5 protein-coding genes and 1 pseudogene are annotated in these 15761 nt (G+C 43.5%); 2 read left to right on the top strand and 4 right to left on the bottom strand.

Annotated elements, in window-relative coordinates; genetic code table 11:
* Nucleotides 1-153 precede the first annotated feature (153 nt).
* Together ACT7WV_RS10730 and ACT7WV_RS10725 are read right to left on the bottom strand one after the other, a co-directional pair.
* Nucleotides 154-2499 carry a glycosyltransferase family 2 protein gene (locus ACT7WV_RS10730; protein ID WP_445102897.1) on the bottom strand — a complete coding sequence of 782 codons (2346 nt, stop codon included), beginning with the start codon at nt 2497-2499 and terminating at the stop codon, nt 154-156.
* Between the two features lie 186 nt (nt 2500-2685).
* Nucleotides 2686-3411 carry a DUF4079 domain-containing protein gene (locus tag ACT7WV_RS10725; RefSeq protein ID WP_445102896.1) on the bottom strand — a complete coding sequence of 242 codons (726 nt, stop codon included), beginning with the start codon at nt 3409-3411 and terminating at the stop codon, nt 2686-2688.
* Nucleotides 3412-3447: 36 nt separating this feature from the next.
* On the opposite strand from ACT7WV_RS10725, the gene ACT7WV_RS10720 reads away from it, so the two are divergent.
* Nucleotides 3448-3642: a hypothetical protein gene (locus ACT7WV_RS10720; RefSeq protein WP_445102895.1), complete on the top strand. Its 195-nt coding sequence runs from the start codon at nt 3448-3450 to the stop codon at nt 3640-3642.
* 180 nt (nt 3643-3822) lie between these two features.
* Here ACT7WV_RS10720 and ACT7WV_RS10715 read toward each other — a convergent pair whose 3' ends face one another.
* Both ACT7WV_RS10715 and nifJ read right to left on the bottom strand, forming a co-directional pair.
* Entirely contained in the window at nt 3823-4833 is a 1011-nt protein-coding gene (locus ACT7WV_RS10715) for a dihydroorotate dehydrogenase-like protein (RefSeq protein ID WP_445102894.1), read from the bottom strand.
* 250 nt (nt 4834-5083) lie between these two features.
* A complete protein-coding gene (gene nifJ, locus ACT7WV_RS10710; RefSeq protein WP_445102893.1) occupies nt 5084-8698 on the bottom strand; it encodes a pyruvate:ferredoxin (flavodoxin) oxidoreductase in 3615 nt (1204 codons plus the stop codon).
* Nucleotides 8699-10558: 1860 nt separating this feature from the next.
* On the opposite strand from nifJ, the pseudogene ACT7WV_RS10705 reads away from it, so the two are divergent.
* A pseudogene (locus ACT7WV_RS10705) lies at nt 10559-15746 on the top strand (beta-ketoacyl synthase N-terminal-like domain-containing protein); the annotation flags it as partial.
* Nucleotides 15747-15761 lie beyond the last annotated feature (15 nt).

Genomic DNA, 15761 nt, shown 5'->3' with positions numbered 1-15761 from the left:
ATCAAGGAAAACTTGACCAGAGCAAAACTGCGATTGCTAAAAAAAGGATGGTTGCTCTTCCTTTGCCACTAGCTTTTGAGCAAGAGACTGCATTGGAAATAAAGCTCAATTTATTTCTCATCTAGAAAATAGCAATTATTGCTAATCATTTATCTAGATCTGGGAAACTTTAATAGCGCTAACTTTCTGGTTCCGCTCAAATAAAACCTTAGGTTTGAGGAAAATCTTGAGCAGTAGCCACAGAGATTGTAACTCTCCTGGTGTCTCGCGTAGCTGCCACTGTCCGGGACGACAGAATAGCAGCTTGACTAACTGTCTCTGTTGGGGGAGTGTTAACTGCTCAAATAAGACGCGTACTGTCGTAAATTCGCCGTTAGATTCTGTCTGCACAATTACTCCCTGTAGAGTTATTTTTTCTTCAAGAATTGATAACTCTACAGGTGAAGTTTCTCCAGCAGAAAGAATAGGAATTCTTAACCGATGAGTGAGTTCAATATCTGCACCTATTTCTGAGATTTGTGTTGTTAAACCCCAAATTTCCCTAGGAAATTGAGCAATAATTGATTGCCTTTCAACTTTTGTTATTACTGGTAATTCTTGAAATTTAATTTGTACTAACCGCCGCAAATTAAACCATTCATGTGAATCTAGTTTCGGAACATCTAGCAAAATTAATAAAGCGGCACCAATTGTTATAAGACTGTAAGCGCTCCATAACCAACCCAGATTAATTCCTCTCATTTCTTGAGCCATCTGGACAGCCATTTCAGGTGGCATAGTTGCCATGTGCATTTCAGTTACAGCACTGATACCTAAGTTACCCCATAAACTCAACGCTGTTAGGATAAACAAAATTAGCAGAGGCGAAGCCAATCCCCAATTGAAACGAAAGCGATCGCTTTGAGTTCCTTTAGGAGTTACTTTAAAACCTTGAGAAAAGGGATTTAACATTACCTGAATCACCGTTAATGCTAGAGGAAAAGCCAGAACTAGTCCATAAACACCAGATAAGATGGCTGAACGAGAACGATGGTTTAACCAGGAAAAAACGGTTATCTGCGTTAGATAGTAAGGTAAGAAGAAATAGATAACTTCTGGGGTAGTAGCTTGAATAGGAATGACACCCAAAAAAGCATAAACTAGGGGCATCATCAAAAAAAACACTGTAGAAAGACTGCTAAACCAATGTATCAATCCCTCAAAATAACCTAATCTTTGAAGTGGGCTTAGCCCTGGAATCGTTAAAGGATTGGAGCGAATAAAGAAAGCTTGCAAAGTCCCTCTTGCCCAGCGTAACCGTTGGGTGGCATGAGTGGCAATGCTTTCTGCGGCTAGCCCCGCACTTAACTTTTCATTTAAATACACTAAACGATAGCCTTGGGCTGCTAAGCGAATACCCGTAAAAAAGTCTTCACTAAGGGAATCTGTAACAAAGCCGCCAATTTTTTCTAAGGCAGAGCGTCTAATAACAAAAGAAGTTCCGGAACAAACTACACTGCCTGCTCCATCTTTGATCGGTTGTAGCTGTCGGTAAAAGACTTCTTCTTCTGGAGTTAGGATGTCTTCTAAACCTAAATTACGGGCTACGGGGTCAGCGTTATAAAAACTTTGAGGAGTTTGCACTAAGGCAACTTGCTCATTTTTAAAGAAACCTAAAGTGCGCAATAAAAAGTTTTGCGTTGGCACAAAATCTGCATCAAAAACTACGATAAACTCACCTTGAGTTTTAGGAATAGCACGATTTAAATTACCAGCTTTGGCGTGAATATTATCTGCTCTAGTTAGATATTTGCAGCCCAGTTCTGCTGCTAAATTAGCAATTTTTGGTCGTCGAGTATCGTCAAGAACATAAACAGTTTTGGGTTCATAGTCTATTGCTTGACAGCCAATAATTGTACGCTTTAGTATAAATTCAGGTTCATTATAGGTAGGAATAAGAATATCAACCGATGGATTGAAACTACCATCAGCAACTTGCATAGATAATCGGTCTGCTTCCCGTTGACGATTCTTGACTTTCAGCATTAAAAATAGTTGCAAAATGCTGCTAAAGAGAGTCAATAATTCAAAAACAAATAACCCTAAACTAAAAGTTCCATTGAGAGGATCGTTAAGATTAAGGGTTGAGAGGCAACGCCATAGTAGATAGCGAATAGTTAAACTTAAAAGAATGGCAATAACTAACAATCGTGACCAATTGCGGGGTTGGGGAGAAACTTTTGTGATTCCCCAAGCTAACAGAAAAAGCACAATGGTTGGGGTTAGCAGAAATTCTGTCATTACCATTGGCGCTTCTATCCACATGGGTGGATTTTGTTGTCGGGAATCGAGATAGGCAAAAATTTCTTGAATTTCCCCAAATCCGGCAAACCAAAGAACGACAATGAGCGCACAAGAAACAACAATTCCTACCAAAATCAAGGTAGTAAGTCTAGGTTTTGGGATTCTAAGACGTTGGTAAAACTTTAAAACTTCCTGGTCAAAATTGTTAGGTTTCATCTTAAAACAAGACTTTCTTTGCAGGCATCTTATTCACTTTTGTGAAGAATTTTCCGAGTAACCTTAGTATTTCAGTAAAATTACTTGACACTCTAGTAAAGGCAAGCTGACTAAAAAAATATCCAAATGATGATTAATTAAGCAGAAACTAACACTAAAGTAAATATTTCTGGATTATTATTATTTCTAATTGGTATCTTGGCTTTTTGGTGCAGGTTCCGGACAAGTTTGATTAACAAAATCACACTGATAGACGTAGGGTTTTTGCCAATTAAGAGGAATTTCTAATAAGTCCCTTGTTCCCGTAATTCCCTGTCCCACGAACAACAATAAGGCAAAGCAGTTCAAGATAATATGAGCATTGCGCCAGCGATTCGATCTATCTTTGTAAATGTCTTCAATAATTGCCACAGAGAAAATCATCAAGAGTGCTGCGATAATACCAAAATAGTAGTGTGACCAATACCATTCATTAGTTCGTCGGAAGACACCATCCTGGCAACCAAGAATAATCAAACCTGCACCAGTCAAGGTGGCAAAAATTGCCCGCCAAGGTCGTTGTCTTGCTCGATAAAGCAGTATAAAGGAACCAATAGTTACCGCAAACATCAGCACGATAAAGATGACTTGAAAAAGGTTCTTCTGCCAGAGTTGCTGGCTTAAAATATTAGTGCCAATTGGGTAAGCTAATCCTAACAAAGCAATTCCTACTACTGCACCAGCAAGCCAACGCCCGATTTGAACATGTTCGCGACCGACAATAGGAGGAATTTTGCTTTTGCCCTCCGATTTAGTCTGCAAACGCCGTTGCCGAGTTTGCCAAGCAAAGTTAGTAACAATGCCAATTAAAGGGAAGACAAAAATAACTGCGATCGCGGGATGAATTAAACCGACCAAATCTGAAGCATTCATTGGTGATTAATCTCGCCAAATTTTATTAAAAGGTTGATGCTGGGACTATATTACATCTCTATTGCATCCTCTGGAGTAGATGATTTTTGTCCAGAATGCCGAAGCGTCAGTATTGGGCAAAGTCACCTAGTTTTGGGTCAAGTTCTGTTACGTAAAACTTGCGAATTGGGCAATACTAACCACGATCCTTTTGGCTTCACCATCAGAGTCAGTATAGTTGAGCCGGGATAAAAATCACTTGATTTAAATCAACTCACTGAAGATTGATTGAAGGTGAAGAGATAGAGAGGCAGGGGTTGATGTTGATGAGTAAACATACTCATCAACATCAACCTTCTTTTGTCCTCCTGTTCTTCTCTAAGGAAATTCCCCGGTCTCCAAGGGATCACCGTCGGAAAGCACCTAGTTGATCTAAACTAAGCTAGGGTCAGGCTGGAAGCTATTAATCACTTTCATATACTGAGCACGCTCAAAATTAGAGGCTTCAGCGGAATTAACTTGCGACATTGAACCAATCATCTGTTGGACAGATTCATATTCGTTTTCCTCCATCCAGACCACTACTTCACTCTCTATTTTGCGCAAGTGTTCAACTCCATGGCGCAGCAGTGCGGAACAAACATGGGTAACTGACGCCCCCGCCATGAGCATTTTAACGACATCACGACCCTTTTGAATACCACTGGTAGCAGCCAAATCAGCTTCAATGCCACCATAGAGGAGAGCAATCCAACGCATAGGCAAGAGCATTTCCTGAGATGTACTCAAAACCACACGGGGCGAGACTTCTAGTTCTTCAGGCGAAATATCAGCTTGCATAAAGCGGTTAAATAATACCAAGCCATTGGCACCTGCTTTATCTAGTCTTGAGGCCATATTTGCTAAATTGCTGAAGAACGGACTGAGTTTTACCGTCAGAGGTATAGTAACATTGGCTCGAACCGCTTCAACAATATCTAGATAGTTTTGCTCCACCTGAGCACCCGTGATATGGGGGTCTGTGGGAATACTATATATATTGAGTTCTAAGGCATCTGCACCTGCCTCTTGAATCTGTTGGGAGTAGTCTACCCAGTTGCCTAAAGTGGAGCCATTAAGGGAAGCAATAATAGGAATCTGCACTAATTCTTGAGCCCGACGAATGTGTTCGAGATAGATTTCTGGTCCGACTTGATAACTTTCTGGCTCTGGAAAATAAGTTAAAGCCTCGGCAAAACTTTCGCTACCGTAAGTAGTGTGGTAGTCGAGTTCTAACTGTTCCAGCCGCAGTTGTTCAGCAAAAATACTGTGGAGTACAATGGCACCAGCACCAGCATCCTCCATGCGCTTAACGTTATCTATGTCTTCAGTAAGTGGCCCGGCAGCTGAGGGGACAAGTGGTGATCGCAACTTTAATCCCAGATAATTTGTGGTTAGATCCATAATCTTTAAGTAAAGTAATGTTTGCTGCAAGATTTTTTTTAAGTAATAAGCATTAAGTAAACACTAAAGGGATAGGTATAAAATTGATTCCAATTCAAGCAGTAAATAGTAAACCAAACTCATTCCCTTCACGGCCCCTTAGCTGCACTCAGTGTTTTGACTCAAGGGCATGCTTATTACCCTTCGCTCCGCTCAAGGGCATGCTTATTACCCTTCGCTCCGCTCAAGGGCATGCTTATTACTTATTACTTCAAGCCAGAGTACTAGAGTCACCTTTACAGTGGCCATTTTGCTCCTCTAGCTGACGGGAAGCAAGATATTGGTACATCCGCCAGCGAGCATTTACGTCTTGCTGGGCTTCTTGTAATAGTTGCTTAGCTTCAGTTGGCTTGCTCTTGGTGAGCATCTTGAATCGATTTTCTTCATACATAGATTTGTCTACTGGGGATTTAGGCGATCGCATATCAAGCTTTAGTGGATTTTTGCCCTCTTTAAGCAGTTCTGGATGATAGCGATAGAGCAACCAGCGACCTGAATCTACTAGTTCCTTTTGATGGGACATGGCGGTGGTCATGTTGATTCCGTGGGCAATGCAGTGGGAATAGGCAATAATTAGGGACGGTCCATCATAGGCTTCGGCTTCTAGAAAGGCTTTGAGGGTGTGTTCATCCCGTGCACCTAGCGCCACACTGGCCACGTAGGTATTGCCGTAGGTCATAGCCATTAAGCCTAGGTCTTTTTTCGCGGCAGGTTTGCCACCAGCAGCAAATTTGGCAACTGCAGCACGGGGAGTTGACTTGGATGCCTGACCACCAGTATTAGAATAGACTTCAGTATCGAGTACTAGTATATTCACATTGCGGCCACCGGCGATTACGTGATCTAAACCACCGAAGCCGATATCGTAGGCCCAGCCGTCACCGCCGATAATCCAGACGCTCTTTTTAACCAGATAGTCGGCGAGGCTTAGTAGTTGTTTAGCATCAGGGGAATCGAGTTCTTGCAGTCTTTGCTTGAGTTGGGCAACTCGCTCTCGTTGTTCCCAAATATCGGCTTCGGACTTTTGAGACTGGTTGTTAAGAATAGCGCTAGCGAGGTTGTCACCTACTTCTCCAGCTAGTTTAGCAACCAGTTCAGCGGCGAATTGAGCTTGCTTATCAACAGAGACACGGAAGCCTAAACCAAACTCAGCATTGTCTTCAAAGAGGCTATTAGACCAAGCTGGCCCGCGTCCTGCGGCGTTGTGTGTCCAAGGCGTGGTGGGGAGGTTCCCGCCATAGATTGAGGAGCAACCAGTGGCATTGGCAACGAGCATGCGATCGCCAAATAGTTGAGTGGCCAACTTAATATAAGGCGTCTCTCCGCAACCAGCACAAGCACCCGAAAATTCAAATAGGGGTTCTTGCCACTGTTGTTGTCGTATGCGGTCTGAGTTGAGGGCTAGTCGGTCAGGATTGGGCAGTTTTAAGAAGAAATCCCAGTTTTCTCGTTCTGAGTCCCTCAAAGGCGGTTGAGATTGCATGTTAATCGCTTTAAGTCGCGACTGAGACTTGTTTTTGGCCGGGCAGATATCGACACAGATACCGCAGCCGGTGCAATCTTCAGCAGCTACTTGAATGGTGAATTTTTGACCGGAAAACTCTTTATCTTTGGTGTCGGTATATTTAAAGGTTGTCGGTGCTTGGGCTAGGTGCTGCTCGTCGTAAGACTTACCCCGAATCACGCTGTGGGGACAAACTATAATGCACTTGCCGCACTGGATGCAGACATCCGGATCCCACACGGGAATTTCTAGACCCACATTGCGTTTTTCCCATTTCGTAGTGCCACTGGGATAGGTGCCGTCTACGGGCAGAGCGCTAACTGGTAGCTCGTCTCCTTGACGAGCGATCATTTTACCCAGAACTTCTCGCACAAAGGCTGGTGCCGTGTCGGGAACTGGTGGCCGCATCTCAATAGTGCTATTTACCCTCTCTGGAACTGGCACTTGATGCAGATTAGCCAGGGTATTGTTCACTGCGTCTATATTCAGTTGAACCAGGATTGGCCCTTTCTTGCCGTAAGTCTTTTCAATAGATTTCTTAATTTGGGCAATGGCTTCTTCTCGCGGCAAGACATTAGCCAAAGCAAAGAAGCAGGTTTGCATCACGGTGTTAATCCGGCGTCCCATCCCAGAACTCACTGCTACCCTTGTGGCGTCGATGACGTAAAACTTGAGCCGTTTATTGATAATTTGCTCTTGTACCGGGCGTGGTAGATGACTCCACACCTCATCTGGTTTGTAGGGGCTATTGAGGAGGAAGGTGGCACCAGTGGCCGCACAACTCAGGACATCTAATTGCTCTAGAAATAACCACTGATGGCAAGCGACAAAGTTAGCTTGACTAATTAGATAGGTAGAACGGATTGGCTCAGGGCCAAAGCGCAAGTGGGAAACTGTTACTGATCCGGATTTTTTGGAGTCGTAGACGAAGTAGCCCTGGGCATAGTTATCAGTTTCTGTACCAATAATCTTAATCGAGTTTTTGTTGGCACCAACAGTGCCGTCTGAGCCTAAACCATAAAACATCGCCCGCACCACTTTGTCCGGTTCGATGGAGAAGCTGGCATCGTAGTCTAGGCTAGTGTGGGTCAGGTCGTCGTTGATTCCGATAGTGAAGTGATTCTTGGGTTCAGGAGCAGCTAAGTTATCAAAGATGCCTTTAATCATCGCCGGTGTAAATTCCTTAGAGGATAAGCCGTAGCGGCCACCGACAACTGATTTGAGATTTTGAATTTGCGATTTTAGAACGCTGTCTGAGCCAAACTGGGCTTCGTGGATAGCAGCGACAACGTCTAAATACAGGGGTTCGCCACCAGCCCCAGGTTCTTTAGTGCGATCCAAAACTGCGATCGCTTTAGTGGTAGCTGGTAAGGCGGCGACCAACCGCTTCTGATCAAAGGGTCGATACAAGCGTACTTTCAGGACACCTACTTTTTCCCCACTGTTGGTCAGGTAGTCTACGGTTTCATGCGCCGCTTCACAACCAGAGGCCATCAGCACAATTACTCGCTCGGCTTTCGGGTCACCACAATATTGAAACAGATGGTACTGACGCCCTGTCAGTGTAGCTAATTTATCCATTGTCTTCTGGACAATGTCGGGACAGTTTTCGTAGTAAGAATTAACTGTTTCCCTCGCCTGGAAATAGACGTCTGGGTTTTGTGCTGTGCCTCTTAATACTGGATGATCAGGAGATAAACCACGACTGCGGTGAGCTGTTACTAGTTGATTATCGATCATCGCCCGCAGGTCTTCTTTAGCCAGCAGTTCGATTTTCTGAACTTCGTGGGAAGTGCGGAAGCCGTCAAAGAAATGGATGAAGGGAATTCTTGCTTCTAAAGTGGCAACGTGGGCGATGAGAGCAAAATCATGAGCTTCCTGCACTGAGGCAGCAGCTAACATCCCAAAACCGGTAGCGCGGCAGACCATGACATCTTGGTGATCACCAAAGATAGATAGACCCTGAGCTGCAAGCGATCGCGCAGCTACATGGATCACGGCTGATGTTAGTTCACCAGCGATTTTGTAGAGATTGGGCAGCATCAATAACAATCCCTGAGATGCTGTGAAAGTTGTCGTCAGAGAGCCAGTTTGTAGAGCGCCGTGTATTGCACCAGCGGCTCCTCCTTCGCTCTGCATCTCTACCACTGAAGGGACAGTACCCCAAAGGTTTGCTCTTTCTTCCGATGACCATGCGTCAGCCCACTCACCCATTGGTGAAGAGGGAGTAATTGGATAGATAGCAACAACTTCGTTAAGCTGGTAGGCAACTTGCGCGACTGCCTCGTTAGCATCTATAGTTGCAATATTTATCTTATTCATAACCTCTTCGTCGCCTTAAGCCTTTAGTGTTCTCTGGGTAATACCCTTGTGTTAGTGGTGGTTCGACACCACTTCCCTGTTGTAAATTCTCCCTAAATTCCTCCTTGCTTTACGAAAGAACGCCGGAAATATTTAGGATCTTGCTGAGAAAGCGACGCTCAAGTAGGCAACTTCTTTAAATAACTACAATTTCCCTCTCAAAGAATGTGATAATCTTTATACGCCTACCTGCCTTTTACTTTTTTAAGGTTTTATAAGCCCGAAGGAAAGTACACTCAGTATTCTTAAGATATTCTTAAATTTATCGTTGTTTGTGTTTATGACTTTTACGGCTATGCCGTTAAATTAAAGAGCAACTTTTTACTCTGAAGTTTCGTCTTTTTTAGATCAACAGAATTTCCAGCAAGCCTCTTTAAAGATTTTTAAGGAAAATTATACTTCTGTTAAGCCTCACCAATTCGCTAACTAAATGCTATTTATATGTTATTGAACAGCCTGCCTAAGTAATTTTTACTGTTACAAATATTTTCTTTTCTATCCCGTCAGGTCATAGCTTTGGTTCTAATTTAGTAGCGTGCTTTAATCAAAGGCTAATTTTTATTGTATTGAAAGAGAGCAAGTTAGCTGTTAGCAAAGATACTAATGATCTAGGTCTCAGCTCTATCAGGCAAATTAAAGCGTTGGCGTTTGTAACGTAAAGTAAACTCCTAAGCTACTGTACCTCTGTATACAGTGCTTAGGGTAGTCGTATGCTTGAAATCAAAGCTTCTCCTGGTAAGTCATCTGAGGTGACACAACTTCCAGAAAATTTTGCTGTCTGTGAGTAGTACTTCCTTTCTTAGCCTGCTATCAAGAGAGGTTGGACTGTTGCTGTCATGCAAGTAGTTCAGTTAAAGGTAGGATCACTGTTCCCGCACTTTGCCAAAGACCCTGACCTTGAGGATAGAGTTAATTATTTAACGCAGGGTTCCACCCCTCACACCTCTCTAATCAGTTAACTTCCTTGCAGTCGATCTTATTCAGCTATTGAAGTTTTACTAACAGAGTTACTACTGTTTTGAGAAGAAGTTACTAGTTTTTCCTATTATTTCACGGTTTCTTACCAGTTCCTTCCCTGAAATTTTCACCTTTGAGTTTTACATTCAAATCGATGAAGATCTGATCTTGCCATAGTTTTAGTTAAAAAGGAGAAAAAAACTTGTTTTTCACGATTTACCACCGATTTGTTACCCGAAATTTTCACCTTTGAGTTTTACATTTAGATTAATCAAAAGTTTATTTGAGTAATATCTCAATTTAAAAAGGAAAATTTATCTTGTTTAGAGATAAAAAAATCGGTTGAATCTTGAAATGCTGGGAAGCAAAATAAGGGGTTCCCTGAAGAAGTATCAGTGCCAAACCTGGCTAAAAAGACTTTAGGGAATCCTAGTTAGTTATTGTGACGTCTTGAGGATAGAACAACGGCAGTAACCCTAGTAAAACCTCAAAGACAACTCCAGATGAGAGCTAATCCCCAAATTTGTTAATGCTTCTTGTCTGAGTATAAATAAACAAGATCAGGATAGTAGCTTCCAGTTAAAAGCAAATATCCAAGTAATTTAAAGCTACTCACTCTGCTGAAAATCAACTTGTAAGGAATTTTTTTGATAAGTATTGCTTCTTTTTGATGAGTAGTCAAAAAAACATTTTCCTCATTTATTAATCTCAGAATGTTTCAAAAAATCAAAATAGTATTAGTAATTACTGTTTAGAAACATTCATGCAGATAATCTGAAGTCTAGAGCAACGCACAATAATCAATCACCATTTTTATTAAACAAATGATGGCAGCTCATCATTAATGAGATGGTGAATTAGTCGATGATTATTTCGGGAATTGAGGCCAGATTAGCACTGCTCGTAGATGAAGTAGATGACTTGGAAAAGGCTCTGGTAGATCTTATACGGGTAAAGAAAAAAATGTCTGACAAATTAGAAAACTTGATGGAACTTAACCCGACCAACCAGCAACTGCAACAGACTCCGATCGCCATTATCGGGATGGCCTCGGTTTTCCCGAAAGCGGAAAATTTGCAGGAATACTGGGAAAACATCCTTAATGAAGTCGATTGCATTACTGATGTCCCTTCTTCCCACTGGGATGTAGATGATCACTACGATGCCAACCCTAGGGCAAAGGACAAGACTTACAGCAAAAGAGGCGGCTTTATCCCAAAAGTTGATTTCAATTCCCTGGAATTTGGACTTCCTCCCAACTTGCTGGAAGTTACAGATGTTTCGCAGTTGCTGTCTTTGGTAGTTGCCAAAAAAGCAATGGAAGATGCCGGCTACGGACAATCTCGTGATTTCAACCGAGATAGTACTGGAGTTATTTTAGGTGCTGCTTTGGGAAGACAAAGTGCTACTCCCTTCTCTTCTAGATTGCAGCATCCTATTTGGAGAAAAGTACTCAAAAATAGCGGACTATCAGACGAAGATACAGAAAAAATTGTTGAGAAAATTAAAGCCGCTTACGTCGAGTGGGATGAGAATGCATTCCCCGGCCTGCTAGCCAACGTAATTTCTGGTCGGATTACTAACCGACTAGATTTGGGAGGAACTAACTGCGTCATTGATGCTGCCTGTGCTAGTTCTTTAGCCGCGATGAGAATGGCAGCTACTGAATTGCTCACAGGTCAGTGCGACATGATCCTCACCGGAGGAGTTGATATTGATAACTCTATTTTTACTTACTTGTGCTTTAGCAAAACGCCCGCTCTTTCCCTGAAACAGCAAACTAGACCATTTGACGTTGATGCAGATGGGATGATGCTGGGAGAAGGAATTGGCATGGTAGTTCTCAAGCGCCTCACCGATGCTCAGCGAGATGGTGACAAAATTTATGCTGTGATCAAAGCAATTGGTACTTCCAGTGACGGCAAATTTAAGAGCATTTATGCACCTCGCCCAGAAGGTCAAGTCAAAGCCTTACGTAGTGCCTATCAAAATGCAGGTGTTTGCCCCACGAGTGTTGGTCTAATTGAAGCCCATGGAACAGGCACAATGGCCGGAGATCCAGCCGAATTTAAAGCGATAAAAGAATTTTTCGGCGAAAACAATGCAAATAAACAACATATTGCTCTAGGTAGTGTCAAATCACAAATCGGACACACCAAAGCGGCAGCAGGTGCGGCCAGCCTAATTAAAACTGCTCTAGCTCTGCATCACAAAGTCTTACCACCCACCATTAACATTACTAAGCCCAATCCCAAACTTAATATTGAAGACTCTCCATTTTATTTGAATACCAAAGCTAGACCCTGGATTCGTGGAGCAGGGCAAGAGCCGCGAAGAGCGGGAGTGAGTTCCTTTGGTTTTGGTGGTACAAACTATCACGTTATTTTAGAAGAATATCAAGAAGAACAACATCAGCCCTATCGCATCCACAGCACTCCTCAACCAGTACTCTTGCATGCGCCGACACCGACACAGTTGTTAAGCAAGTGTGAAGAAGTTCTAGGTCAACTCCAATCTGATAGTGGAAAGCAGCATTATGCAGAACTGAGTGCGGCTTCCAAATCTGTAGAAATCCCAGTTACTAGTGCCAGAGTGGGTTTTGTTGCCAGTTCCTTGACTCAAGCTGGCAAGAAGTTGCAAACTACGATTGATTGGCTGAAAAACAAGCCACAACTAGCAGCTTGGGAGCATCCTCAAGGACTCTTTTACCGCCAAACTGGTCTAGATCCTCAAGCAAAAGTAGTAGCTTTGTTTTCTGGACAAGGTTCTCAATACCTCAATATGGGTCGGGAACTGGCGATTAATTTCCCTGTGGCGCGCCAGCTTTATAGCTATATAGACTCTCTATTGGTCAAAGACGGACTAAAACCTCTGTCGGAAGTAGTTTTCCCTAAACCTGTATTCGAGCCAGCTCAAGAAGCTGCCCAGTTTGCTCTGTTGCAGCGTACAGAATATGCTCAGCCAGCAATTGGGGCTTTGAGTGTAGCGATGTACAAGATATTGCAACAAACCGGATTCAAGCCTGATTTTGTTGCAGGACATAGTTTTGGTGAGCTAACCGCTCTTTGGGCTGGTGGAGTTTTGACTGACGAAGATTACTTCTTCCTCGTCAAATCTAGAGGTCAAGCTATGGCCACGCCGGATGACCCCAACCTGGATGCTGGAGCCATGCTGGCTGTTAAAGGAGATGTTAGTAAAGTAGAATCGTTGATCCAGCAATTCCCCCAAGTCAGCATTGCTAATATCAATTCTCCTCAGCAGATTGTTTTGGCCGGACCAAAGTCAGAAGTTACCAAAGTACAAGAGGCTTTGAATAATCACGGCTATCAGGTTGTACTATTACCCGTTTCAGCAGCTTTTCATACGCCAATGGTTGCCCATTGTCAGGAGCCTTTTGCTCGGGCAGTGAAGTCAGTCATGACCAAGAGTGCAGGAATACCGATTTACACCAATGTAACTGGCGATCGCTATCCGACTAAACCTCAATCTATCCAGAAAAACCTAGAAGAACACCTCCGCAGCCCAGTATTCTTCAAGCAAGAAATCGAAAATATCTACGCTAATGGTGGTTACTACTTCGTTGAATTTGGCCCCAGGAGCATTCTGACGCACTTAGTAAAAGATATCCTCGGCGATAAACCTCATATGGCAGTAAGCCTAAATGCTAGTCGTCAGAAGGATAGTGATCAGCAACTGCGGGAAGCCGTGATGCAGCTGCGTGTAGCTGGCTTATCTTTACAAGATCCGGATCCTTATCAACTAGAGTATCCAGTACTCGAACCTCAAAAGCCCTTAAACAGCAAGCTAACTTTCCGTCTCGACGGCGTTAACCAAGTTAGTGAAAAGACGAAAAAAGCCTTTGAAACAGCTTTGCAAGATGGACATAAAATTACATCTGCTGCTATTGCATCTGAGGCAACTCCTCAACCTGAAGTAGCGCCTCCAGTTCAAGAAACTCCTCAACCAGAGCCAAGTTCTATTACTCAATCCACTTCTTCTTTAGTCATGAACTTTCCAGTCACCCCCTCTAAACCTATGCAGACTCAGCCAATGACAGAACTATCGATGAACTACCAACGCGTTTTAGAAAGTTTTGAATATAGCCTTGCACAGTTTAATCAACACCAAGGTGAAACTTTGCAAGTTCATGGGCAGTATCTCAACCATCAGATGGAGTATGCCAAAATATTTTTCCAACTGATGCAACAGCAAGGTGTCTTGTTTACTCAAGCGGGCGATGCTACCAAACCAGCCCAGGCTCAGTTAGCTGTAATGGAAAGTCTGGAACGTAGCATGATGAAGTTTCAGGAACACCAGGCTGCCACCCTGCGGGTTCATGAGCAATCCCTCAACCATCAGATTGAATATGCCAAGCACTTTTTCCATCTAACACAGCAACAGTACGCAATGCTGATGACTCGTGGCTCCACTCAATACCATTTGGGCATGAGTGAAGGGGTAGCAGACTTAATGGATACTCAGAGTAGTTCTTCGGTTGCTCTTCCTAATGGCAAAGCTATCTCTACCTCTGAGCTGGCCGTGAGTCAGCCAGAGAAAGTTTCTAGCAACGGCCATGGTTCTAAACCGACCGCAACAGCAGTCATGGAAATGGTTGCTCCCGCTCCAGAGAAAGTTTCTAGCAACGGTAATGGTTCTAAACCAGCCGCAACAGCAGTTCCGGAAATGGTTGCTCCCGCTCCAGAGAAAGTTTCTAGCAACGGTAATGGTTCTAAACCAGCCGCAACAGCAGTTCCGGAAATGGTTGCTCCCGCTCCAGAGAAAGTTTCTAGCAACGGTAATGGTTCTAAACCAGCCGCAACAGCAGTTCCGGAAATGGTTGCTCCCGCTCCAGAGAAAGTTTCCAGCAACGGTAATGGTTTTAAACCAGCCCCAACAGCAGTTCCGGAAATGGTTGCTCCCGCTCCAGAGAAAGTTTCCAGCAACGGTAATGGTTCTAAACCAGCCGCAACAACTCCAACACCGCCTGTAGTTGCTGAGACAGCAGCAATCGTAGACTCAAGCGCCATTGGCATCGACATCACTAAACTGAGCGAAACTTTGTTAGAAGTGGTTGCAGATAAGACAGGTTATCCTCCTGAGATGCTAGAGCTAGAAATGGATATGGAAGCTGATCTGGGGATTGATTCCATCAAACGTGTAGAAATCATGGGGGCAATGCAGGATCAATTCCCAGAGTTGCCCAAGCCAAATCTAGAAGAACTTGCCGAAATAGAGATGCGCACGCTGAGCCAAGTTGTTGACTTTATGAAGCAGCTCTCACAAGGAGAAGCAAAAAAAAAAGAACTACAACCAGCTTGAGCCTGAATCACTAGATTTAACCCACAACATTCCCCGCGCTTCGGTCAGACTGAAATTCCTTCCTCAACCTGATATGTTGGATTTCACCTTACCTGAGAACCACATTTGCTTGCTGACTGATGATGGTTCCCAAACCACATCTAAGTTAGCTCAGTCCCTGATCGAGCGAGGTTGGAAAGTGGTAGTACTAAGTTTTCCCCAGTCAGTAATTGCACAACAAGCACCTTTGCCTGGCCAAATCAATCGAGTGGTACTTGAAGATCTGAGCGAAGCTCATCTGCAACAACAACTAACAGCAATTACCACCAACTATGGCCCCATTGCCGCTTTTATCCATCTCAATCCAGTCGGTCAAGGCGAGCAAAGTGAAGGAATTCGCTTTTTGGAACTAGACCAATCTCTGATTAAGCAAGTTTTCTTCCTCGCTAAACACCTCAAAAAATCACTGACGGAAGCCGCAGGCAAAGGACGCAGTTGTTTTTTCACCGTATCTCGCCTTGATGGAGAGTTTGGTCTAGGACACAAGGTCAACTACAGTCCCATCAGTGCTGGCTTGTTCGGATTGACTAAGACCCTGAATCATGAATGGAAGCCCGTTTTCTGTCGAGCAATTGATCTGAGTCCTGAGATTGATACTGAACTCTCGGCTAATTACATCCTTGCCGAACTGCATGACCCCCATTTTCTGTTGACGGAAGTTGGATACGGTTCCCAGGGAAGAGCCACTATCATTAGTGAGTAAGAGACT

This window comes from Symploca atlantica LB2515, assembly GCF_052546295.1.
Note: the sequence above shows the minus strand (reverse complement) of the source record. Positions and strands in the feature narration are given on the sequence as shown.